19 protein-coding genes, 2 tRNA genes and 1 pseudogene are annotated in these 21,877 nt (G+C 58.9%); 8 read left to right on the top strand and 14 right to left on the bottom strand.

All coding sequences use genetic code 11. The annotated features are described in order from the left end of the window. Nucleotides 1–2: 2 nt before the first annotated feature. Nucleotides 3–584, top strand: coding sequence for a hydrolase (locus tag ACKXF9_RS07190; protein ID WP_418265701.1), 582 nt, complete (start codon nt 3–5; stop codon nt 582–584). A 181-nt stretch (nt 585–765) separates the two neighbouring features. Here the strand turns inward: ACKXF9_RS07190 and ACKXF9_RS07185 are convergent, their stop codons facing one another. From ACKXF9_RS07185 to ACKXF9_RS07165, 5 genes and pseudogenes are all read right to left on the bottom strand, one after another. Continuing rightward, a complete protein-coding gene (locus ACKXF9_RS07185; protein ID WP_418265700.1) occupies nt 766–1,305 on the bottom strand; it encodes a hypothetical protein in 540 nt (179 codons plus the stop codon). A gap of 31 nt (nt 1,306–1,336) precedes the next feature. Further along, entirely contained in the window at nt 1,337–2,503 is a 1,167-nt protein-coding gene (ftsZ, locus tag ACKXF9_RS07180) for a cell division protein FtsZ (RefSeq protein WP_249238320.1), read from the bottom strand. Between the two features lie 109 nt (nt 2,504–2,612). Beyond that, complete coding sequence (locus tag ACKXF9_RS07175; protein ID WP_418265699.1) at nt 2,613–3,302, bottom strand: hypothetical protein; 690 nt, start codon at nt 3,300–3,302, stop codon at nt 2,613–2,615. A gap of 97 nt (nt 3,303–3,399) precedes the next feature. Continuing rightward, nucleotides 3,400–3,918, bottom strand: a pseudogene (locus tag ACKXF9_RS07170) (UDP-N-acetylglucosamine 1-carboxyvinyltransferase); the annotation flags it as partial. Nucleotides 3,919–4,071: 153 nt separating this feature from the next. Then, complete coding sequence (locus ACKXF9_RS07165; protein ID WP_418265872.1) at nt 4,072–5,154, bottom strand: FtsW/RodA/SpoVE family cell cycle protein; 1,083 nt, start codon at nt 5,152–5,154, stop codon at nt 4,072–4,074. 174 nt (nt 5,155–5,328) lie between these two features. Between ACKXF9_RS07165 and ACKXF9_RS07160 the strand changes: the two genes are divergently transcribed. Then, nucleotides 5,329–7,218, top strand: a complete 1,890-nt coding sequence (locus ACKXF9_RS07160) for a peptidoglycan D,D-transpeptidase FtsI family protein (RefSeq protein ID WP_418265698.1) — start codon at nt 5,329–5,331, stop codon at nt 7,216–7,218. 119 nt (nt 7,219–7,337) lie between these two features. On the opposite strand, the gene ACKXF9_RS07155 is transcribed toward ACKXF9_RS07160, so the two are convergent. After that, complete coding sequence (locus ACKXF9_RS07155) at nt 7,338–7,931, bottom strand: xanthine phosphoribosyltransferase (protein WP_249238316.1); 594 nt, start codon at nt 7,929–7,931, stop codon at nt 7,338–7,340. A 225-nt stretch (nt 7,932–8,156) separates the two neighbouring features. On the opposite strand from ACKXF9_RS07155, the gene ACKXF9_RS07150 reads away from it, so the two are divergent. After that, on the top strand, nt 8,157–9,026 hold the full coding sequence (locus ACKXF9_RS07150) for a patatin-like phospholipase family protein (protein WP_418265697.1): 870 nt from the start codon (nt 8,157–8,159) through the stop codon (nt 9,024–9,026). Nucleotides 9,027–9,112: 86 nt separating this feature from the next. On the opposite strand, the gene ACKXF9_RS07145 is transcribed toward ACKXF9_RS07150, so the two are convergent. After that, entirely contained in the window at nt 9,113–10,024 is a 912-nt protein-coding gene (locus tag ACKXF9_RS07145; protein ID WP_339396268.1) for a LysR family transcriptional regulator, read from the bottom strand. Between the two features lie 261 nt (nt 10,025–10,285). Between ACKXF9_RS07145 and ACKXF9_RS07140 the strand changes: the two genes are divergently transcribed. Continuing rightward, nucleotides 10,286–10,360: transfer RNA gene (locus ACKXF9_RS07140), tRNA-Thr, on the top strand. A gap of 249 nt (nt 10,361–10,609) precedes the next feature. Here the strand turns inward: ACKXF9_RS07140 and ACKXF9_RS07135 are convergent. From ACKXF9_RS07135 to ACKXF9_RS07115, 5 genes are all read right to left on the bottom strand, one after another. Next, entirely contained in the window at nt 10,610–11,968 is a 1,359-nt protein-coding gene (locus tag ACKXF9_RS07135; RefSeq protein WP_418265696.1) for an FAD-dependent oxidoreductase, read from the bottom strand. After that, nucleotides 11,955–12,512: a hypothetical protein gene (locus ACKXF9_RS07130; protein ID WP_339396285.1), complete on the bottom strand. Its 558-nt coding sequence runs from the start codon at nt 12,510–12,512 to the stop codon at nt 11,955–11,957. Before ACKXF9_RS07130 ends, ACKXF9_RS07135 begins: the two co-directional genes overlap by 14 nt. A gap of 19 nt (nt 12,513–12,531) precedes the next feature. Next, nucleotides 12,532–14,682: a hydantoinase/oxoprolinase family protein gene (locus tag ACKXF9_RS07125; RefSeq protein WP_418265695.1), complete on the bottom strand. Its 2,151-nt coding sequence runs from the start codon at nt 14,680–14,682 to the stop codon at nt 12,532–12,534. 185 nt (nt 14,683–14,867) lie between these two features. Further along, nucleotides 14,868–16,169, bottom strand: a complete 1,302-nt coding sequence (locus ACKXF9_RS07120; protein WP_418265694.1) for a C4-dicarboxylate ABC transporter — start codon at nt 16,167–16,169, stop codon at nt 14,868–14,870. Nucleotides 16,170–16,238: 69 nt separating this feature from the next. After that, a complete protein-coding gene (locus ACKXF9_RS07115) occupies nt 16,239–17,303 on the bottom strand; it encodes a winged helix-turn-helix domain-containing protein (protein WP_418265693.1) in 1,065 nt (354 codons plus the stop codon). 350 nt (nt 17,304–17,653) lie between these two features. Here ACKXF9_RS07115 and ACKXF9_RS07110 point away from each other — a divergent pair. After that, nucleotides 17,654–17,738: transfer RNA gene (locus tag ACKXF9_RS07110), tRNA-Tyr, on the top strand. A 152-nt stretch (nt 17,739–17,890) separates the two neighbouring features. Further along, on the top strand, nt 17,891–18,142 hold the full coding sequence (locus ACKXF9_RS07105) for a DUF6061 family protein (RefSeq protein WP_418265692.1): 252 nt from the start codon (nt 17,891–17,893) through the stop codon (nt 18,140–18,142). 98 nt (nt 18,143–18,240) lie between these two features. Here the strand turns inward: ACKXF9_RS07105 and ACKXF9_RS07100 are convergent, their stop codons facing one another. Continuing rightward, nucleotides 18,241–18,417: a hypothetical protein gene (locus ACKXF9_RS07100; protein WP_412288600.1), complete on the bottom strand. Its 177-nt coding sequence runs from the start codon at nt 18,415–18,417 to the stop codon at nt 18,241–18,243. A gap of 17 nt (nt 18,418–18,434) precedes the next feature. Beyond that, nucleotides 18,435–19,700 carry a plasmid recombination protein gene (locus ACKXF9_RS07095; protein WP_418265691.1) on the bottom strand — a complete coding sequence of 422 codons (1,266 nt, stop codon included), beginning with the start codon at nt 19,698–19,700 and terminating at the stop codon, nt 18,435–18,437. A gap of 687 nt (nt 19,701–20,387) precedes the next feature. Here ACKXF9_RS07095 and ACKXF9_RS07090 point away from each other — a divergent pair. Next, a complete protein-coding gene (locus ACKXF9_RS07090) occupies nt 20,388–21,218 on the top strand; it encodes a helix-turn-helix domain-containing protein (RefSeq protein ID WP_418265690.1) in 831 nt (276 codons plus the stop codon). Continuing rightward, the gene (locus ACKXF9_RS07085) at nt 21,202–21,867 is read left to right on the top strand and encodes a sigma-70 family RNA polymerase sigma factor (protein WP_371293107.1); all 666 of its coding nucleotides are present in this window, start codon (nt 21,202–21,204) and stop codon (nt 21,865–21,867) included. Before ACKXF9_RS07090 ends, ACKXF9_RS07085 begins: the two co-directional genes overlap by 17 nt. Nucleotides 21,868–21,877: the final 10 nt, after the last annotated feature.

Genomic DNA, 21,877 nt, shown 5'->3' with positions numbered 1-21,877 from the left:
GCATGGGCGACCGCGAAGAGTTTTTGCAGATCTGGAAGCAGCACGTCACCCGCCCCGGCAGCGAAAAGCTGCTGGACTGGCTGGACCACAAGACGGATTTCTTCACGGCACCGGCCTCCACCCGGTTTCACGGTGCCTGTGAGGGTGGGCTGTGCATGCACAGTCTGAACGTCTATCACGCGCTGCACGACACCTTTTTTGCCGAGGGCGACAGTGAGGAGAGCTTTGCCATCTGCGCACTGCTGCACGATCTGTGCAAGGCCAACTACTACAAGCCCGGCACCCGCAACGTGAAGAACGAGGCCACCGGCCAGTGGGAAAAGGTGCCCAGCTACAGCGTGGAGGATCTGTTCCCCTACGGCCACGGCGAAAAGAGTGTATTCCTCATCGAGCGTTTCATGAAGCTGCGGGTCGAGGAGGCCGTTGCCATCCGCTGGCACATGGGCGGTTTTGACGATGCGGCCCGGGGCGGCTGCTTTGCCATCTCGGAAGCCTACGACAAGTATCCCCTTGCCGTCAAGCTGCACATCGCCGATCTGGAAGCCACCTATCTGATGGAGCACCGCACCAGCGCGGTGCGCTGAAACCGCAAAGAATAAGCCCGGACAGGCCGCAGTTTTCTCTGCTGTGCCTGTCCGGGCTTTTTAAATCGGATCGCCTGCGGGACGGATGAGCACAAAAAGGGACTGCCACCCCATCCGGTGCAGCAGTCCCTTTTTTATTTCGGTTCCTGTCCCGCAGAAGCGGAGCATCCCAGCCAGCGCATCATGCGCCCATCATATCATCGAACCAGTTCATCAGCTCCACCGAGAGGTGCTCCAATCTGGTCTGGGGCTTCCAGTCCGGCTGAGCAGGCTGTGGGGCTTCCGGCTCGGGCTGCGGGGGCTGTTCAGCCTCCGGCTCCGGTCGCGGGCTCTGGGCAGCCGATGGTTCCGGCTGCGGGGGCGTATGTGCCGCAACCGGCACAGGCCGCACAGCTTCCGCATGGCGGGCCAGCTCCTGACGCAGTTGCTCTGCATGAGCGCCTGCGCACTCTGCCTCCTGCCGCGCCTGTTCACAGGCCGCTTCCAGCTGGGCATTTTCCTGCCGCAGTGCCGCCATCTGCCGCTCGCAGGCAAACAGACGGGTCTGGTAGCGGAGGATCTCCGCGCTGGCAGCCGCCAGCTTGCGGTTCAGCTGTTCCAGCTGGGCACACACCGCCTTGGGCGGCTCTGCCGAAGCCTTTGCCGCGGCAGACTGGGCACAGCGCTGCCGCGAACCATTGTTCTGCTGCCTGCCCTGCGCCATGGTGTCCCTCCGATCCATCCGTTACGCCTGTATGCTTATTTCCCTGTTTTTATCTGCGCTTGTTCAGCATGGCCATCAGCTGATCGTAATAGCCATTGTCGCTGTTGTCCTCTTCCACCGGCTTTGCAGCAGCGGAAGCAGCCGGTGCTGCGGCAGAAGGCTCCTGCGCTGCCGCCTCGCTGCTGAACACGGCAGACGGGGTGGACTGTGCGCCGCCCATGGCATTGCTGATGCTGCTGCGCAGATCGTTTGCGCTCTTGTTGTCAAAACCGGTGGCAACAACGGTCACGCGCATCTCGTCCGAGAGGTTCTCGTCGAACGCAGTACCCCAGATGATGTTTGCATCCGGATGTGCGCTCTGGGTAATGAGGCCTGCTGCGGTCTCCACATCCTCCAGTCCGATGTCCGGGCTGGAAGTGATGTTGATGATCACGCCGTGTGCACCGGCAATGCTGGTCTCCAGCAGCGGAGAGGAAATGGCTGCCTTGGCAGCGTTCTCGGCCTTGCCTGCGCCCTTTGCGCTGCCCACGCCCATGTGTGCGTAACCGGCATCCTTCATGATGGAGCGCACGTCGGCGAAGTCCAGATTGATGAAGGCGGGCACGTTGATCAGAGCAGAGATGGACTCAACGCCCTGACGCAGCACGTTGTCTGCAGCCTGGAAGGCGTTCATCAGGGTGATCTTCTCCTGGCTGATCATCTTCAGTCGCTCATTGGGGATGACGATCAGGCTGTCCACATGCATGAGCAGGTTTGCAATGCCCTGCTCTGCCAGACCCATCTTGCGCTTGCCCTCAAAGGAGAAGGGCTTGGTGACGATGCCCACGGTCAGGATGCCCAGATCATGGGCGACCTCGGCCACAACGGGAGCCGCACCGGTGCCGGTGCCGCCGCCCATACCGGCAGTGATAAAGACCATCTGAGAGCCCTTGAGTGCATTTGCGATCTCGTCCTTGCTCTCCTCGGCAGCGCGCTGGCCGATCTCCGGGTCTGCGCCTGCGCCGCGGCCCTTGGTCAGCTTGGAACCCAGCTGCACCTTGGTGGCAGCGTGGTTCTTGGCCAGAGCCTGCTGGTCCGTGTTCATTGCGATAAATTCAACGCCCTGCAGGCCATCGCTGACCATGCGGTTGACCGCGTTGCCGCCGCCGCCGCCAACACCGATCACCTTGATCGTCGTAACGTTTTCGTCCATTTCTTCATCGAGCATGAGTGCCATAACTTTGTCCTCCATCGGATTTTATCGTAGAAGTGCGCGGAACGCACAGAAAGTATCCTGTTTACATTTATATAACTGTATCGTATCATCTTTTTGCCCTGAATGCAAGTCAAATTTGCTTTTTTGAAGGTGTTTTTTTCTCACAGGTGCTCCCGCATGGCATTTCCCGCTCAATTTGGGCCCCAAGTTCCGTCAGCATCTGCACAAAACAGGCATATCCGCGGTCGATATGGCCGGTGTCTGCAATGCGGCTGCGGCCTCTTGCCGCCAGCGCCGCGATCACCAGCGCAGCCCCGCCGCGCAGGTCCGGGGCCGCCGCCTCCGCGCCCTGCAGCTGCCGCACCGGCCGGATGTGCAGTGTGCGCTGCTGCACCCGCACGTCCGCTCCAAAGGCCGCAAACCCATCTGCGCAGGCAAACCGCCGCTCAAACACCACATCCTCGATGCTGCTCACGCTGTCGGCGCACAGCATCGCCGCCGCCAGCAGCGGGGCCGCGTCGGTGGCCAGTGCCGGATACACTCCGGTGAACACCCTGCCCGCCCCGTGCAGCGCACCGGACCGGACAATGACCGCACTTTCGGGCCCGGTTTCTATGCCGCACCCCATTTGTGCCAGAATTTCCAGCAGCGGCGCATAAACGGCAGGCGCGCAGCCGGTCAGCTCCACCCTGCCGCCTGCCGCCGCACAGGCACAGGCAAGGGTGGAGGCCACGACGCGGTCTGCCATGGGCGCAAAGCTGCAGCCGTACAGCACCCGCCGCCCCTGCACCCGGACCGTGCCGGTGCCTGCCCCCTGCACGCAGCCGCCGCAGCGGTTCAGGAATGCCGCCAGATCGATCGATCTCCGGCTCCCGCGCCGCACCGCGCAGCACGGTTTCGCCCTGCGCACAGACAGCCGCCAGCAGCAGCGTTTCGGTGGCTCCCACACTGGGGAACCCCAGCGTGATGTCCGCACCGTGCAGCCCCGCCGGAGCGGTCAGGATCAGCCGTGTTCCCTCCTCGCGGCAGTGCGCTCCCATCTGCGCAAGGCCGGAAAGATGCAGGTCGATGGGCCTTGCGCCAATGCGGCACCCGCCGGGCAGAACGGTCTCCACCCGGCCAAGCCGTGCCAGCAGCGGTGCGCAGAACAGGATGGATGCCCGCATCTGTGCTGCGGCCTCTGGCTCCAGACGGCAGACCGACGGCATGCCTTGCACCGTGATGTCACTGCCCTGCCAGCGGGCCGTGCAGCCTGCGCCCCGCAAAAGGACAAGGCTGGTGTCCACATCCGCAAGCTGCGGCACCGCCAGCAGCCGCACCGTGCCGCTGCACAGAAGGGACGCCGCCAGCAGCGGCAGGACACTGTTTTTGGCAGCAGGGATGCGCACCGTACCGTTCAGCGGCACACCGCCTGTAATGATCAGATCTCCGCCCATGCAAAAACCCCCGTTCCGCAAAAGATACCTCATGCTATGCGGAACGAGGGCAGTTTGTTTCTATTTGTTCTGCGGCCCGTGTTTTATTTGTCGGGTCATTTGTAGCAGTTCCGGGGCCGGAGCATACCGCTTTAAGGCGCGGAACGCCCGGTTTTACATCTCTCCGCGGGACACCGACAGCACGATGCCCATTTCGCCCAGCAGCATCATCAGGCTGGTGCCGCCGGAGGAGAAAAACGGCAGGCTGATGCCGGTATTGGGGATGGTGTTGGTGACAACGGCCATGTTCAGCACCGCCTGCAGGGCCACCTGCACCACAAAGCCCACCACCAGCAGCGCCCCGAACCGGTCCGGCGCGTGGGCCGCCAGCGTGACGCCCCGCCACAGCAGCAGCGCAAACAGCAGGATCACCCCACAGGCCCCCACAAAGCCCAGCTCCTCGCACAGGATGGAAAAGATAAAGTCGTTCTGGGGCTCGGGGACGAACAGGTGCTTCTGGCGGCTGCTGCCAAGGCCCAGCCCCGCCGCGCCTCCGCTGCCGATGGCGTACAGGCTCTGGATGGTCTGGTGGCCAGCCCCCAGCGGGTCCGCAAAGGGGTCCAGCCATGAGCTCAGGCGGCTGGCTGCATAGGGCACAAGGTCCGGCATGATGGCAATGGCCGCACCGATGGCCGCTGCGCCGCCCACCCCCGCCAGCACGAACCACCGCAGCCCGGTGCCGCCCACGAACATCAGCACCGCGCCAATGCACAGGATCAGCACCGTGCCGGAGAGGTGCGGTTCCAGCAGCATGAGCACCGCCACCACCCCCAGCACCAGCGCAAAGGGCAGCACCCCTACTGCAAAGCTGCCCATGCGGTCGTGGTTGAGGGAAATGATATGCGCAAACACCAGCACCACCGCAAACTTGGCGATCTCGCTGGGCTGCAGCGTTCCAAGGCCCGGCAGCACCAGCCAGCGTTTGCAGCCGTTGTACTCCGGCATAAAGAGCACCGCTGTCAGCAGCACCATGGAAAGCCCCAGCAGCGGCCATGCCAGCTTATGATAGATGTGGTAATCCACCCGGCTGGCCGCCCACATGGCCCCGATGCCCAGCGCCGCATACAGCAGTTGGGGCCGCAGGTAGGCAAAGGCATCGTTCCTCCGGTACAGCGCCACGGCACTGCTGGCACTGCCCAGCATCACAAGGCCGAACCCCACCAGCGTGAGCACCAGCACCAGAAAGGGCAGGTCCATGGCCGGCAGACGGCGCAGCGGCAGTCCCCGCCCTGTGTGGGTGTGCACCCCGTGGGCTGCGGCTTTCGGCATCTGCATCACCTCCGTTCCCTTATTGTACGCGGCGGCGGTGCCGGTTAGTCATAGGCCCGGCGCACCGGCGCATACATTCCATTTGAAAGAGAGGTGCCCGCCATGCCAAAACCGGAGTCAAGGCCCCTGCGCACCCTGCCGGAACGGGCATTCCGTGCCCGGGCACGGCTGGTGGCCGCCCTGTTGTGCTGCGTCTGCTTTGCAGGGCTGGCCGCGCGGCTGGCATATCTGCAATTATTTACGGGCAGCTGGTACACCAGCCGTGCGCTGGGCCAGCAATTGCGGGACACCGTGGTGCCCGCCGACCGGGGCCGCATCTACAGTGCGGACGGCGCGCTGCTGGCCGCCAACAGCAGCTGCTGGACCCTGCGGGCCTCCCCGCGTGAAATGCCGGAAGAAAAGCTCAGCCTTGCCGCAGACGGCCTTGCGGAGATCCTGGAGCTGGACAAAGCCGCATTATTGGAAAAGTTCAGCGACCGCCGCTCCAACGACTGCCTGCTGCGCTACCGTGTGGAGCGGGACACCGCCGACCGGGTGCGGGACTTCTGCGAAGCAAGCGGCATCACCGGCATCCGCATCAATCAGGACTCCAAACGCTGGTATCCACAGGGGGAGTTTCTGGCAAGCGTGCTGGGCTTTACCAACGTAGACAACGCCGGTGTGAGCGGGCTGGAGCTCAAGTACAACGAGGTGCTCACCGGGCAGAACGGTGTGGTGCTCACCGCCGTGAATGCATGGGGCTATACGCTGGAACAGAGCTACGAGACCGAGCGGGTGCCGCTGGAAGGCAGCGGCCTGCGGCTGACCATCAATGCCAGCATCCAGCACTACCTCGAAAACGCCCTGACCTATGCCGTCAGGGAGCACCATGTGGCGGCACGGGCTGTGGGCATCGTGATGGAGGTGAACACCGGGGCGGTGCTGGCCATGTCCACCACCCCCGCCTACGACCCCAACCAGCCCCGCGTCATTTACGACGCCGCCGCCCGGCAGAGGGTGGACGCGCTCTCCGGCAAAGAGCGCGCAGCGGCGCTGCAGCTGGCCCAGCAGACCCAGTGGCGCAACAAAGCCGTCAGCGACCTGTACGAGCCGGGCAGCGTGTTCAAGCTCATCACCTGCGCCGCCGCGCTGGATGCCGGGGCTGTGAGCCCCCATTCCACCTTTTATTGTGGGGACTCCATCTCGGTGGCAGGCACCCGGTTCCACTGTGCCAATCACAAGCGCCACGGCAGCCAGACCGTGACGCAGGCGCTGGAAAACTCCTGCAACCAGAGCTTTATCCAGATCGGGGCCAGGCTGGGCAAGGAAGCCTTCTGCGATTATTTTGCCGCTTTTGGCCTGCGGGAGCCCACCGGCATCGACCTGCCCGCCGAGCCGAAAAAGAGCCTGTACTACACCGCTGACCGCATGGGCCCGGTGGAGCTGGCGTCCTGTGCCTTTGGCCAGAGCAGCAAGATCTCCTACATGGAAATGGCCGCAGCCGTGTGCGCCGTGGTGAACGGCGGAAAGCTCATGCAGCCCTATCTCGTCAGCGACATCCTGAACCCGGACGGCAGCGTATTGCAGCACATCGCCCCGGTGTGCAGGCGGCAGGTCATCCGGCCGGAGACCTCCCGGATCATGCGCGGCATGATGGAGGCCGTAGTGCTGAACGGCGGTGGGCGCTACGCCCAGATCCGGGGCTATCGGGTGGGCGGCAAGAGCGGCACCAGCCAGAAGCTGGACAGCACCGACGAAAAAGCCCGCATTGCCAGCTTTGTGGCTGTGGCCCCCATCGATGACCCGCAGTTTTTGTGTCTGGTCTGTCTGGATGAGCCCCACAGCTGGACCACTGCCGGCGGCAGTCTTTCGGCCCCCGTGTGCGCCGAGGTGCTGGAACAGACGCTGGTGTACAAAGGTATCCCCCGCGCCGCCGAGCCGGAAGCAGATGCCGGTCCCGCCCAGACCGCCGCAGACCTGCCCGCAGACGGTGACAGCTTTGACGGAGCGTGACGATTTGGAATGCGCGCCGCGTGCGCTCTGGGCATTTTTAGCGGAATCATTTTTATTTTGCAATACAGAAAAAAGCCGCCGCACATCTTCTGTGCAACGGCTTTTTAAATGTTTGCTCTTTAATTCTGGTGCGGCTGGTCGCGGAAGACGATCTCGCCGGTCTCGCTGTTCATGGAGTCCACGATGGCAAGGCTTTCCAGCTGGATGCCCTTGCTGCGGATCAGCTCGCCGCCCTGCTGGAAGCCCTTTTCCACGGCGATGCCGATGCCTTCCACGGTGGCGCCGGCTTCCTTGGCCAGATCCAGCAGGCCCATCAGAGCGCAGCCGTTGGCAAGGAAGTCGTCAATGATCAGCACATGATCCTCTGCCGTGAGGAACTTTTTGGAGACGATGACGTTGTAGATCTTTTTGTGGGTGAAGGACTGGATCTTGGTCTCGTAGTTATCGTAGTCCAGATTGATGCTCATAGACTTTTTGGCGAACACCACCGGCACATTGAACTCGCTCGCCACCACGGCTGCAATGCCGATGCCGCTGGCCTCGATGGTGAGCACCTTGTTGATGGTCTTGCCGGCAAACAGGCGCTTCCACTCCTTTGCCATTTCACGGAACAGCGGAATATCCATCTGGTGGTTGATAAAGCTGTCTACCTTGAGCACGTTGCCCTCGCGTACAATACCATCCTTGCGGATACGTTCTTCCAGCATCTTCATAGCGAACCAGTTCCTCCAAGTCTATTTTCCATCTCCGTGCACTCTCCGGCACACATGTTTTTTATTTCATATAGTATACCGGATGCATCCTGCTTTGGCAAGAGCTTTTCTTGCCAAAGTTCAGCCCTTTCGGCCCTTGTACTTTTTGCAGAATTGAGTATACTAGAATTAGTATAAAGGGTTGTCCGGCAGCTGTGTGCCGGTACTGCGGAGAGGGAGAGCTGTATGAAAACTGGACTTGTGCTGGAAGGCGGCGCCATGCGCGGAATGTTCACCGCCGGCGTTCTGGATGTGTTGATGGAGCACGGCATCGTGCTGGACGGTGCCATCGGCGTTTCTGCCGGTGCAGTGTTCGGCTGCAACTATAAGTCGCACCAGATCGGGCGCACCATCCGCTACAACACGGAATACTGCACCGATAAGCGCTATGCCAGCTTTGGCAACCTGCTGCGCACCGGCAATCTGTACAGCGAGCAGTTCTGCTACCACACCGTACCGGAAAAGCTGGACCTCTTTGACTCCAAGACTTTCCGGGAGAACCCCATGGACTTTTTTGTGGTGTGCACCGATGTTCGCACCGGCGACCCCATCTATCACAAGTGCCGCACCGGTGACGCTGAGGACATCCAGTGGATGCAGGCATCGGCCTCCATGCCGCTGGCCTCAAAGATCGTGAAGATCGGCCACTACCAGCTGCTGGACGGCGGCATTGCAGATTCCATCCCGGTGCGGTTCTTTGAGTCCATCGGCTACAAGCGCAACCTGATCGTGCTGACCCAGCCCAAGGGCTTTGTGAAGAAGAAAAACAAGATGCTGCCCGCCATCCGGGCGCGTTACCTGCGCTATCCGGCCTTTGTGGATGCCGTGGCCGACCGCCACGAGCGCTACAACGAGACCCTTGCCCATGTTTCCATGCTGGAACAGACGGGCAAAGCCTTCGTCATCCGCCCGCCCATCCCGCTGGAGATCGGCTCCATGGAGCGCGATGCAGCCCAGCTGCGCCGTGTTTACGACACCGGCCGTGCCGTGGCCGAGATCCAGGTGGACAAGATCACCGCATTCGTAAATGAATCCAAGGCCGCTGCCGAGGAATAACAGCCGCCGTTCAGGGTGATGTCTCTGCACTTGTGCAGGGCATCACCCTGTTTTTTCTGCCCGGACAGCTTTTGCCGCATGCTGCATTACTGGGATACCGGCCTGCCGATGGCAGACTTTGTAAGCATCTGCTGGAACTTGCGCGCCGCCGTGTTCAGCGGGCGGTGGCGGTCATACACCAGACAGATGCTGCGCTCCGGGATGATCTCCTGCAGATGGAGCTGCACCAGCTCTCCACGTTCCAGCAGTTCTTTTGCCATGGGTTCCGGCACAAACGCAATGCCCAGTTCGCTTTTGACCAATGTCAGCATCTGGTCGGTGGTGGCGGCCTCGGTGTCCGGCTTCAGCACCGCGCCATGCTCCAGAAAGAACTGTCTGTAGAAGCTGCGGGTCATGCTTGTATCGCTGAGCGAGATCAGCGGATAATTTTTCAGCTCCTTCAAACTCAGGTTCTGGCTGGCAAGGGCCGTAAAAGTCCTGCCGCCCACCAGCACCTCGTAGAATGCTTTCAGTTCCACCATTTTCAAGCTGCCGTCCACCTCTGCCGGGGTGGATACAACGGCAAAATCCACCTCGCCGTTTTTCACAGCCTGCACGGCCTGCGGCGTGGAGTGGTTGGAAATGCGCAGCCGGATGCCGGGGTACTCGGTGTGGAAGGCGCGCAGCTTCTCTGAAAGATAGATGTTCAGGGCCGTCTCGGTGGCACTGATGCTGATGGCTCCGTGTTCCAGCGTAGCGCTGGCGCTCAGCTCTTCTTCCGCATCCTGGATCTGCACCGCCGCCGATGCAATGCGGGAATAGAGCAGCTCTCCTTCCGGCGTCAGGGTAACGCCGCGGTTGGAGCGGATGAACAGCACACAATTCAGCTGGCTTTCCAGCCGGTTCATAGCGTGGGTGATGTTGGGCTGATTGCTGCCCAGCACCCGCGCGGCCTTGGTAAAGTTCTGATACTTTGCCACATAGTAGAAGATCTTATAATATTCCCAGTCCACGTACATGGAGCGCCCTCCCATTTCATGTAAAAAAGATATTGTTGCCATGTGCAGGATTCATTTTACACATCCTGTATCTTCTCGTATCATAACACCAAAATCAAAATTTGCAAGAGGGAAATCCAAAAGCCCCTCAAGTCCGTTTTGAACCGCAGCGTTTCGGGCCGGCAGAATCTGCCGTGACAAAGTTTCCCGCATGGATATTGACAATCTGTACGATTTCTGCTATCCTATTTCAGGACGGCGATCTTCTGCCGTCCTGAATAAGCTGGTGTGGCGCAATGGCAGCGCAACTGATTTGTAATCAGTGGGTTGCAGGTTCAACTCCTGTCACCAGCTCCAAGAAAAATCCTGCGATATACCGTTAGAATAGCGGCATGTATCGTGGGATTTTTGCTTTTCTATGCGTTGTGAAACGCCCGGAAAGTGCGACAGATTGGCAGGTTCGTCTCTGTCGGCACAGCAGCTCCCCATAAAATAATCCCACCAGAAACGGCGAAGATCGTCATCTGGTGGGATTTTTTATGTCATTGTGCAGCTGCGCGGCACGCACTTTCAGCCCTTCGGCAAAGACGGGCATACCCGGCGCTTTCACTTTTGCGGCAATGGGGTCGGTTCAAACCGGCGCAGCTTGCTGCCATCCAGTCTGCACAGCGGCTGACCGGTGGTGTGCGCCAGCGTGCAGGCACTGCCCGCCACATCGCCCATGTCAATGACCGTGGGCAGGATGCGGACACTGGCCTGCATCAGGAAGGTGGTGGAAATGCAGCGGCCCGCCACGATCAGATTCTCGGCTTCGTCTGTGACCATGCTGCGGTAAGGGATCTCGTAGTAATCGCCGTGCTGGTAGGTGTTCTGGTGGAACAGTCCCTTTTTGTTGGAGTGCACATCAATGTACCAGTCCCCCTTGACCAGACCATCCGGGAAGCGCGCCTGCCGGGTGTAGTCCTCCTCGGTCAGCAGATAGTTGCCCTTGAGCCGCCAGCTCTCGCGCACGCCCAGCATGTCCGCTGTCTGCAGCAGATAGCTGTGCGCAAAGCCCGGCATCTTTGCCTGCAGAAAACGCACCAGACGGCCGATCTTCTCGTGTCCCTCTGCAATGGCAGCAGAGCGGGCCAGTGCATCGGTGTTCTGCTTCAGGCTGGGGAGATGCGGGCAGTTGAAGGCCATGCAGCCGGGCTTATTGGGCAGGCTGAAACACTGGTAATAGCGCAGGTCCTCCTCGGTGAGCAGACCCTCGGCTACACCCTCGCGGAAGATGGGCTCCAGCTTGAAGCTGCGCCCCGCCACCATGGCAGACTCGAAGAAATAGCCGGTCTTGAGGGGAGAAAATTCGTCGTGCAGAGACAGCACATATTCGCGGTATTTTTCCACGTCGATGCCGCCCATGATAAAGCGCAGACTGCTGACCTGATTGTCCCCGTTCTCATCGCCGGAGCTGGTGGGCACGCCAGCCATGCGGGTGAGTACAGCATCACCGGTAGCATCCACAAAGTTTCCGGCTGCAATGGCCTGCAGACCGTTCACGGTCATCACCACAATGTACCGGATGTGCTTGTCCTCGCACACAGCATCCACCAGTGTGGCGTCATACAGCAGCCTGCCGCCGTTGCTGACATACAATTCCTCAAAAGCATCACTGAGCTGATCCGGTGCAAACCAGATCATTGTGGTAATGCCGTCACGGGTGGTGACGCCGTGCCTGTTCAGGGTCTCCTCTACCCTGTGCAGCACATCCAGATGTTCCACATAGGTGGGCATCATGGGGCAGACCAGCGCGCGGGAAGCCGTGCCGCCCAGAAACGCCCCCTTTTCCACCAGCAGGACCTTCTGCCCGTCGATGGCGCAGCGGATGCCGGCTGCGGCACCGGCAGCACCGCCGCCCACCACAACAGTATCATAGTGGCCCAGAAGGGGCAGCTGCCTGCCCAGATATTCAATGCTTTCCATGTTGCGCCTCCAACAATTGATGATAGGTATGGGCAAAGCCGTGTGCGCCGATCTCGGAAAGGGCACGGATGCCGGTCTTGCCCAGACGGAGCGGGCCGATGCTGATCATGGGCACCTGATAGTCCCGGCTGGTCAGGCCCAGCTTGTTCCACTCCAGAAAGTGATAATATTCATGGCTGAGGATCAGGTTCTCCGCTTCCATGCGGGTCATTTTGTTCTGCTGCGCCCACAGGTCCACCGATCTGAGATAGAGGGTGACGCAGTTTTTGCCCGCAACATAGTCGCTGAAATAGCGCTGGTTGCCGGAAACAAAGTCGATATCCCGCTCCACCACCGTCAGCCCGTTTGCCTTGCAGATGGCAAAAAAGTCTGCACTGCCGCCGCTTTGTGCAAAGACATCCCTTGCCGCAGCGCAGCCTTTTTCCCACGCGGCATCCACGATGCGGGCGCGGTCTGCCTCCGGGATGCGGGGGCAGCACGGGTCGTAGGAAAGCTCTTTTTCCGCCAGATCACGGCCGGGAAAAGGCAGTGCATAAGACGACATGGCAGCCTCCTTTGGTCGGTCAGGAATCGATGCGCAGGGTCGCAGCCACAATCACCGGAGTTTTGGCATCGTAGCCGTTCAGCTCCACATTGGCAAGGCTGTAGATCTGCTCCTCGCTGGACATGCCGGACAGGTCGATGATGCGCTTGCCCAGCACGATGTACACATTGGGGTAGTTGGTGCCGCCGTCGTTGTAGACGGTCAGCTCTTCCAGCATATAGGCGACCGCATCACGCCAGCTGCTGATATCGGCCTGACGCACCGTAGCGTTGGCCTTCTGCAGGCGGATGACCCCCTCTTCGTCGATCAGGCGCAGCGGATGAGAGGTCTTTTTCATCAGGCCGAACAGCTTTTTCTCCACCTTATCCGCCGTCACTGCGCACATGTTCTCGCTTCTGGCTGCGATATGCAGGGCCTTGGGGTCCATGCTCAGGTTCTCTGCCGCCAGTTCCAGCAGCTTGTCCTCGGTCAGTTTTTCGGCGCTGCGGTTCTTGCTGCGCAGCTCGGTAGCACCCACGGCGATGGCGCGGATCACGTTGCGCTGGGTATCCACCTCCACGGTCACTTCCACAGAACCGGGCGCGGCTCCGTTCCGGATGGCCTTCTGTTCGGCCTCCCGGCGCACACTGATGATGTCACTGTCGGTGGGGTTGGAAACGCTGCGCTCCACCATATCACGCACCATGGCCAATGCCACGCCGATGGTGGAAATGACCGGGCCGTTCTTTGCCAGACGGCTCTTGTGATGCATGGTCTCGGCCAGATGCGGCACCACACTGGCAGCGCCACCGCCGCCGCCCACGAACACGGTGTGCTGGGGATCCATGTGGTAGTCCTTCATCAGCTGGGCAGCTACCCTGCTGTTTTTGGCGGCGGCAAAGCCCAGCACCTTGCGGGCAGCTTCTTCCACGGTGCAGCCCATGTTGTCTGCCAGCGGCTTCCACGCCTTGCGGGCGGCTTCCACGTTGCCATAGGCATAATCGCCGGGCTTGACGTAGCCCGCAATGTTGGCAGCGCCGGACATGGTAAGGCAGACCCTGACGCCGTTGTCGCACTCGATGCTGGCGTACTCCGGGTCGCCGGGCATGGGGCTCACGGGCACCAGACGGGGGTTCTGGATCTTGTCGGCATCGGTGAACACCTCATAGTCCAGACCGGCGATGTGGGCGCTGCGGGGGCCGGTATCGCAGGCCTTGCCGTCCTTCACCTCCACCATGCTGCCGCCGCCGATGCCGACGGTGCGCACGTCCAGACTGTTCAGGTAGGTCTTGTGGCCGCCCACCTCGGCGTACTTGATCATCACCTTGCCGTCCTTGACACAGGAGATGTCGGTAGAGGTACCGCCCACCTCAAAGAACAGGCCATCGGTCAGCTTTTCGTACATCAAAGCACCGGCAACGCCTGCGGCAGGGCCGGAGAGGATGGTCAGGATGGGGCGGCTGCGCACCTCGTCCACGGTCATCACGCCGCCGTCGCAGCGCATGACCATCAGCGGGCTCTTGATGTCCGCATTTTTGATGCTCTGGTCGGTCATGGTGGCGGCATCCAGCATCTTGGGCATGATGCTGGCGTTGATCACGGCGGTGCGGGTGCGGACCTTCAGGCCGTACAGCTTGGAGATCTCGTTGGTCGCTGTGGCAGGCAGGCCCATTTCACCGCAGATCTCGACCACCCGGTTCTCGTTCTTCGGGTCGTCCACGCTGAAGGCCTCGGCGGCAACAAAGGTCTGTGCCCCCTGCTCCTGCAGCTTCCGGATAGCCGCGCGGATACTGCCGTCCAGATCCGGTGCATTGGTGTCCACATATTCGTTGCAGCTGCGCAGGTACTTGCCCTCAGACAGCTCGATGTCCCCCATGGTGGTATCGCCCTTGCTCTTTGCGCCCTGCAGGCCGCTGCCCAGCGTGATGATGCCGACGGGGGCCACATCGCCCTCCAGCAGGGCGTTGGTGGCCTGCGTGGTGCCGTGGGCGATGAAGATGACATCCTCCGGCCGGATCTCGCACTGCTCCATGACCTTGTGCAGCACCTGTACGATGCCGGCAGCAACGCCCTCGGCAGCGGTATGGGTGGTGGGGACCTTTACGCTTCCAACGACCTCAAAGGTCTCGTTATCAATGGCAACGGCGTCGGTGAAGGTGCCACCGACATCAATTCCGATACGGACTTTCATAAAGCAAAAACCTCCTGTTTTTCCTTCTTCTTTGCTGCTTTTCGAGCCCGGGCAGATCCGGGTATAAGAATGGGCGGTCCCAGCATCTCGCGAAGATGGAACGACAAACGCGCGGGATACTCGGACCGCCCATGCAACGGACTGCGTACAGCCCGCTGCAGACGGCTTGTGGGGGAGAAAACAACTCAGAAGTAGAGCATCGCGCCCAGAATGACGCCGACGACGGACACTGCCCACAGATACGGCAGCATCTTCTTGGTGCAGGTGTTCACGTCCACCTCGCAGAAGTTTGCGGTCCAGACGTTCTGGGTGTTGGTGGGGTCGCCGCCGCACTGGATGCGCTCAGCCGCCAGGAAGGCAGCCATGACAGCCAGCGGGTTCAGGGTGCCCAGACCAATGATCAGCGCTGCGATGCCGGAGCCGAGGCCGAACATGTTCATGGGGCCGCGGTACAGCGCCAGAGGTGCCAGAATAGCGAAGAAGATGATGTAGGGCACGCGGCTGGTGGGAACGATGGCCAGCAGCAGCGGGTTCAGAACTTCCTTGACGCTTGCGTTGGTGACAGCCAGGAACAGGATGCCGATGCCGACCATCAGGATGACGGCGGGGCCTGCATCGGTGATGCCGTCGTAGCAGGTCTTGGTCATCTGGTTCATGGCCTTGCTGAAGCTCTGCGAGGTGAAAAGCAGGCACCAGATGATGCCAACGGTGAATGCAGGCGTGACAGGCACTTTCAGGAAGGCGACCAGCACGATGGGGATCAGCGGGGTGATCATGGCCAGACCGCCGCGCACGCCGGTGAGCTGCTTTGTGGGCTTTGTGTTGTCCACGGGAGCGGAGAATGCAAACTTGATGCCGTTGCGCTTGAACTCCACGATGACCATGATGAGGGTGGCGATGGCAGTCGCTGCCATCAGGTAGATCTCAAAGCCCTGAATGTCGGCGATGTCCAGCGAGAAGATGCTTGCAAAGCTCTTCCAGTTTGCAATGTTGCAGGCAAGGCCGGTGGTGAATGCCATCAGGAAGATGCAGGCTGCGCTTGCAGCAGGCACGCCGACAGAGATGAGGATGGGCAGCACGATGGAGCCTACCATGATGATGGAGCCCAGACCGCTCAGGGTGGTGAACAGGACGGCGGTGGCCACAACCATGATCAGGGTGACTACCAGCGGACGGTCGCCGCCCAGCTCAGCGCTCTTTTTGATGATGTTCTCGGTGACGCCGGTCTTGTTCATCAGCTGACCCAGCCATGCACCAAAGATGGTTGCCATGATGGCGCTGCCCATACGGACGGTGCCGGCTTCAAACACAGTGGTCAGCCAGCCGATCTCTGCGCCGTCCGCGTTTTTGCCGAACATCGGCACACCGGCGATGATGCAGATGACGACAGCCATCAAAGGAAGCGCCAGCAGAGTAGGGATCTTCTTGGTCATCATCAATGCCGCGACGACCAGGAATGCCACAACGATCAGAATGCCTTGTAACATAGTTCTGCTCCTTTTTTTGCGGGGGCAAGCCCCCTTTATTCTCACCGTAAACCACGGCAAGTTTCATTTTCAGGCGTCCGTGCTGCACAGCAGACTCTGACGCAGATCCGTTGCCATAAAGGCAGGCGTATGGACAGGATCCGGGTTCAGCACCACCGGACGCATCTCCGGGCTTTTCAGCTTCTGTACCACCCCGCGCATGAACGCCGGGCTTGCAGCCGCCGGGCCGGAGAGATACAGCTTCTCGATCACGAACAGCGAACAGAGCATCCGTGCCACATTGCTCAGCCGCACCGTAAAGCAGCTCACCGGGCTTTGCTCACTTTTCAGCGCTGCCGCCTGCTGAGCGGGCGGTGCAGCTTCAAAGTTCTGCGCCAGCTCCAGCAGAGAGCCGCCTTCGGGCAGCAGCAGACCTGTGATGTCTGCCTGTCCCTCGCTGCGCAGTGCCACCGGCTGTTCCTTCTGCACGATCTGCACCACGGCTCGGTCGCCAAGGTCGATGTGTGCATAGTTGGAACCTACCGACTTGCCGGCCTCTGCCAGTGCACGGCTCACGGTATAGACCCGGCTGTATTCCTCCACGATTGGCACTTTGAACTGGGTAAACAGCGCCTCCCGCAGAGAAATGGTCGCCGCGGTATAACCGGTGGAGTACATCACGCGGAACTCGCTGATCTCGGTGTCGTCCTGAAACAGCAGCCCAATGCTCTTCATCTTGCCTGCGTGGAGCTCCTCCATGGAAAAGCCCTGAAAGATCGCATCAGAGATCGAAGTCAGCAGCTCGTTTCCATCCCCGCCGTGGTCGGGCAGCACCGTGCGGAACACACACTGCAAAGCCATGTCGTAGAGATATAAAACCGCATGGCTGCGGCCGATATCCACCACAACGACCCTGCCATAGTCCGGACAGATGGTCAGTCCGGCACGGCTGCGCCCTGCCGTTGCGGCACGCAGGCCGCTCTCCTGCACGACGCCCTCTGCCAGCAGCTCTCCCACCAGTGCCGTGATGGTGCTGGGAGAAAGCCCTGTCTGCTTTGCCAGTTCGATCCGGGAGAGCCCGCCCTCGGTGAGTAGTGCCCGCAAAATCAGGCGGCGGTTCTTCTCCTTTACTGTCCGCAGGCTGGATTTTTTCATAGCTGTGATTCCTTTCAGACCCCATTGTCTTCGCTTATTTCGGATTATGAAATAAGCACTGTCTACAGAATAACACGCTGTTTGGGATACATCAATACTTTTTTCGGATTCCGAAATAATTTAGCGTCCTGAACATTTTCAAGGTATGTTTTTTGTGCATTTTTCTTTTTGAAAAGTGTCGGAACATGTTCAGTTCCTGTCACCAGCTCCAACAAGCTCCGGGACGCCTTGATCCCGGGGCTTTTCGCTTACTTCCGTCCCCTGCAAGAAAATTTCCTCAAAAAACATTGACAAACCCTTGCCCCAGTGGTAATATATACAGGCAGTCTGTGAGACTGCGAATTGAATATGGGCGTGTTCCCGAGTGGCCAATGGGGACAGACTGTAAATCTGCTGCTTTCAGCTTCGGTGGTTCGAATCCACCCGCGCCCACCAAACAAGAAAAATCCGAACCTGTTTCCGATTGGAGAAGGGTTCGGTTTTTTCGTTTTCTTTGGGTACAACAACGAAGGCTCCCGTGGACGGCGCAAAACTCCGATACCTTGTCATAGACCGTAAGCCAATAACAAGATTTGGAGGATGCGATTATGAAGTACGATGAAAGAGCCTGCAAGTTCAACATGGATACTGGCTGCGTGGAGCTGCTGCTCCGGGATGGGAGAATGATCTCTATCGACTGCACTGGGGTCGAGGATGCACTGGATGTGACCATGGCGCAGAGGTCAGAACTGGATTATCTCATCTACAATGACCCGCTGGGCTACGCAGATTTGATTCTGAATGGTGACCCGGAGGAATATTTGAAGAATACAACTGGGAGCCATGGTTTAGAAGATTAAGGGCAAAAAAATAAGAGGTGTGCCCAACTGGACACACCTCGGTGAGATACATCTATATAAGGCAGGGCGTTCCCTTTACTGGAAGCGTTCTGCTGTTTTTATGCTGCAACAGGCAAGGCTTGTAGAGCTTCCTGCTCTTTCAGCCATTCCTCATATTCACGCTGGCCTTCCTCGCTGTTGAAAAAATCAACCATGGAGGGATAAAAGCAACGTGCAAGAGTCTTGATTGCTTCATCCGGGTAGCCGGATTTGTTTGACTTCTTCTTTTTGCTCAAATAGTGTCCTCCGAAAATCAAAGTTCCATATCCTGCCCGCGCTTGCGGTTTTTCTGCGGCACATTCATGGTGCGCTCCTGCTTAGGGGCAAGAATCTTTTCGAGAAAGCCGCGCACCAGTTCGGGCGCACGGTGGAGAGCATCCAGATAGGGTTTCACGTCGTACCACAGGTCGTGGTACTTGTTGCTCCAACGAACGGCCTCCTTCTTGGCGGTGGAAAGTTCTTCTTTCAAGCGGCGGTTCTCCACGTCCATCATATAGCCGTGGTCGGCTTGCTTTTTCAGTTTGGAAAATTCTTCTTCGGTCAGCGAGTAGTTACCGAGAAAGGTGCGCTTGCCGATATAATCCAGATCGCGCACATGAATGAGGGCTTCTTTTGTGAGCGTGGCCTTTTTCTGCACAGCGGCAAGTTCCTTTTCGGTCTTGGAGAGGGTTTTGTTTGTTTGGGTGAGGTGCTGCTCTTTCTGGTCAATCTGGGCGGTCAGGCTGTCCAGCCGTTCCTGCTCCCGTTGAACTTTGAACTGGGTGACGGTCAGGTGTTCTTCAGTGCTGCCACGCTCACCGCGCTCTACATCCGTATACCCGGCGTTGCGCATATAGTGGAAGAAATCGTCTTGCAGGACACTGTACGACTTCTTCAGGACTGGCTTGCCGCTCTTTTGCAGGACAGGCTTTCCGGCATCGTCCAGCAGGGGCTTGGAAGCCCACTTCTTGCTTCGGCTGACCTGCATGACGGTCTCCTTGACTGTGCCGACCAGTGCCTTGTCCTTGCAGCGTTTCGACCAGAGAATCTGCTTTTCCACCACAGGCACATAGACCACATGGAGATGATAGTGGTAGACTTCACGGCCTAATGCTTCGGTCATGGCACGGTTGATCTCATCGGCGTGCATGACTGCCGAGAGGATATACTGCTCACCGCCCACGATTTGAACGGCAGCTTGGTAGGCATCCTCATAGAACTGCTTGGCGAACTCGTAGCCGCCGTGGTTGTCAAAGTAGGCCGAGTTGACATCAAAGACAAGCTCGCAGTAATGGGTGGCATCCGGCTTCAAGCCGCGTGTTGAAATCGTGCCAGCGGTTTCCAGTTGGGAGAACAGGTCGGTGTAGCTGGCGGTTGGCTTTTTGAAGTGGATGTTCCATGCAGTGCGCTGGGGGATGATGTCGGGGTTCCGGTAGCTGTCCTTTTCGCGCTCGTTGTGCTGCTGAGTGTTGCCAACGGCCTTGTCCGAAACGGCGAGATTTCGAACACTGGTGCGGTCAATGCCATCATTTCTTGCCAAAGGGCATCCCTCCTTTCAAGGTTCATCGAGAGGTGACGGGGAACGGAGATGCACTTCTGCGGAAGTGTAATAACCCACTATAACACTTTCATCCCTATGGGCTGCAAAGTGTAGTGGGCTCTTTGAGGACTCTCCGAGGGGGAACGTCTCCTGCGGGAGAGCTACGATCAAGTTCGCACAATGCGAACTTGATCGCTCCGTACGCATCTGAAAAAATTGCGTACGGACTTCAAATAACCTGTACGGCTCGTACGACGTACGGAAATCCGAAATATAAACGATAATTCGTTTTAATTTGTTTCAATTCGCCGTACAGATGCGTACAAGTACAGACCGTACAGGTTGTACGAACTTCTTCCGTGAAAAAATGCACTTTTTACGGGCAGGGGTGGACAAGCGGCTCGATGCCCACAAAGCCCCGCACCCTGCGGCCACCGGGCAGGGCGATGTTATGTACTGCACCAGAGTACCCCAAAGTGGGAACTCTGGTGTTTTTTTGCCTTGTGCCTGAATATACGGAAAATTTTGCAGAAAGGGCGAAAAAGCGGCAGAACTGCAACGGAAAAAGAAAAAAGCCCTTACTGGTTGCAGAGTTGCAACAGCAAGGGCAGAGAGGAAACCGTATATTGAACAAAACGGCAGAGCGTATTATAATGAGGAAAAAACTCCAAAAGGAGGGCCGACCACATGGCACAGGAATATCTGCCCGCACCATCCAACATCCGTCTTGCGGACTTGATGAAAGAGCACGACATCAGCCAACCGGAGCTTGCCAAGGAAATCGGCTGCTCTAAAAGCACCATCAGCCGCTTCATCAGCGGCGCAAAAGGGACCCTGACCCATGAGCAGGTGCTGAAAATTGCAAGGCTGTTCAACGTGTCCACGGATTTTCTGCTGGGAGAAACCAACATTCCCGACCGCAAGAACTACGACATTGCCGAGTTAGGCTTGTCCGTAGAAGCTGCAAAGAACCTCTACACAGGACGTGTCAATACAGAGGTGGTCAACCTGCTGCTGGAAAACGCTCGCTTCGCAGAGCTTACTTACCGCATATCGCAGTATTTTGATGATACCTTTGCTTCCGGCATCGCAGCACAGAACGCCATGCTTACGACATTGAGCACTCTGCTGCGCACAAGGGTCAAGACCCCGGAAGCAGCGAAAGCCGCAAAAGACATCAGCCTTCGGAGAAAGCCGGTGTACCAAGGCGACCTTGATGACATTGAGATGTACTTCATGGCGGCGGTCAAGGAAATCAAAAAGGGTATCGGGAGCCACTACGCTGAACAGGAAGCCATGAGCAAGAAAGTGGCAGAGAAGATGTTCACCGAATTGACCAAAGGGCAGGATGTGCAGCACCCAACGATTACGGCAGAGCAGCTGACAGACGCAATGTTGGACAGTGTTTCGGGCATGGAAGGAGCCACGCCGGAAGCACTGGAACAGCTGCGGAGCGGTCTGTTGGGAATCTTGCAGTCCGCCGCAGAGCAGGAAAACGCCCATGAAGCAGACGAATGAACGGCTTTGTGCGCTGGCACAGAAAGGCGATGCCGCCGCGCTGGACAGCCTGATCGACAACAACAAGTCCTTTATCGGCAAGGTGGCAAATGACCTTTTCCGCAGCATGAATCTGGCACAGTCTGGCCTGAACCTTGACACGGACGATTTGAAACAGGCAGGCAATCTGGGATTGTGGAAAGCTGTGCCGAAGTTCGATGCAGTGCGCGGCATGAAGTTCCTGACCTATGCGGCTCCTGCCATTCGCAACGCCATGATGGACATGGTGCGGGATGCCTTTGCCGCTTTTGAACAGCGGATGGTAACGGAGGACAAGGACGGCGTCTGCTACCAGCGCGTTTCGCTGGACGATGTTCTGCCGGGAGAAGAGCAGCTGCGGCGCATTGAAGCCATAGCCGACCCCTACGCCATGCAGCCGCAGAGCATTATGGAGGAGCAGGAATCGCGCCGGGAACTGTACGATGGCCTGAAACGGCTGACCCAACGGGAGCAGACCTATCTGCTGTACCGCTATGGCTTCACCGATGGCGAGGAACATCCGCTGATCGGCACGGCGATATACTTTCACCTGACAAAAGGCCGCGCAAAAAAGACGGAGGAACAGGTCATGGATAATCTGTGGCTGGAACTGCCGTGGTGGTTTATATGAATGGGCAGAG

It is taken from the genome of Faecalibacterium sp. 9 (assembly GCF_048320955.1).
In the GTDB taxonomy this organism is placed as follows: Bacteria; Bacillota; Clostridia; order Oscillospirales; family Ruminococcaceae; genus Faecalibacterium; species Faecalibacterium wellingii.
The sequence above is the reverse complement of the archived record's forward strand: the minus strand, read 5'-3'. Positions and strand labels throughout refer to the sequence as shown.

Excerpts from the sequence above, each read along its gene's own strand:
- ACKXF9_RS07160 (WP_418265698.1), top strand. The coding sequence starts at position 5,329 with ATGCCAAAACCGGAGTCAAGGCCCCTGCGCACCCTGCCGGAACGGGCA.
- ACKXF9_RS07115 (WP_418265693.1), bottom strand. The coding sequence starts at position 17,303 with ATGAAAAAATCCAGCCTGCGGACAGTAAAGGAGAAGAACCGCCGCCTG.
- ACKXF9_RS07130 (WP_339396285.1), bottom strand. The coding sequence starts at position 12,512 with ATGTCGTCTTATGCACTGCCTTTTCCCGGCCGTGATCTGGCGGAAAAA.
- ACKXF9_RS07185 (WP_418265700.1), bottom strand. The coding sequence starts at position 1,305 with ATGGATCGGAGGGACACCATGGCGCAGGGCAGGCAGCAGAACAATGGT.
- ACKXF9_RS07190 (WP_418265701.1), top strand. The coding sequence starts at position 3 with ATGGGCGACCGCGAAGAGTTTTTGCAGATCTGGAAGCAGCACGTCACC.
- ACKXF9_RS07090 (WP_418265690.1), top strand. The coding sequence starts at position 20,388 with ATGGCACAGGAATATCTGCCCGCACCATCCAACATCCGTCTTGCGGAC.
- ACKXF9_RS07155 (WP_249238316.1), bottom strand. The coding sequence starts at position 7,931 with ATGAAGATGCTGGAAGAACGTATCCGCAAGGATGGTATTGTACGCGAG.
- ACKXF9_RS07085 (WP_371293107.1), top strand. The coding sequence starts at position 21,202 with ATGAAGCAGACGAATGAACGGCTTTGTGCGCTGGCACAGAAAGGCGAT.
- ACKXF9_RS07165 (WP_418265872.1), bottom strand. The coding sequence starts at position 5,154 with ATGGACCTGCCCTTTCTGGTGCTGGTGCTCACGCTGGTGGGGTTCGGC.
- ACKXF9_RS07150 (WP_418265697.1), top strand. The coding sequence starts at position 8,157 with ATGAAAACTGGACTTGTGCTGGAAGGCGGCGCCATGCGCGGAATGTTC.
- ACKXF9_RS07120 (WP_418265694.1), bottom strand. The coding sequence starts at position 16,169 with ATGTTACAAGGCATTCTGATCGTTGTGGCATTCCTGGTCGTCGCGGCA.
- ACKXF9_RS07105 (WP_418265692.1), top strand. The coding sequence starts at position 17,891 with ATGAAGTACGATGAAAGAGCCTGCAAGTTCAACATGGATACTGGCTGC.
- ACKXF9_RS07135 (WP_418265696.1), bottom strand. The coding sequence starts at position 11,968 with ATGGAAAGCATTGAATATCTGGGCAGGCAGCTGCCCCTTCTGGGCCAC.
- ftsZ (WP_249238320.1), bottom strand. The coding sequence starts at position 2,503 with ATGGCACTCATGCTCGATGAAGAAATGGACGAAAACGTTACGACGATC.
- ACKXF9_RS07125 (WP_418265695.1), bottom strand. The coding sequence starts at position 14,682 with ATGAAAGTCCGTATCGGAATTGATGTCGGTGGCACCTTCACCGACGCC.
- ACKXF9_RS07145 (WP_339396268.1), bottom strand. The coding sequence starts at position 10,024 with ATGTACGTGGACTGGGAATATTATAAGATCTTCTACTATGTGGCAAAG.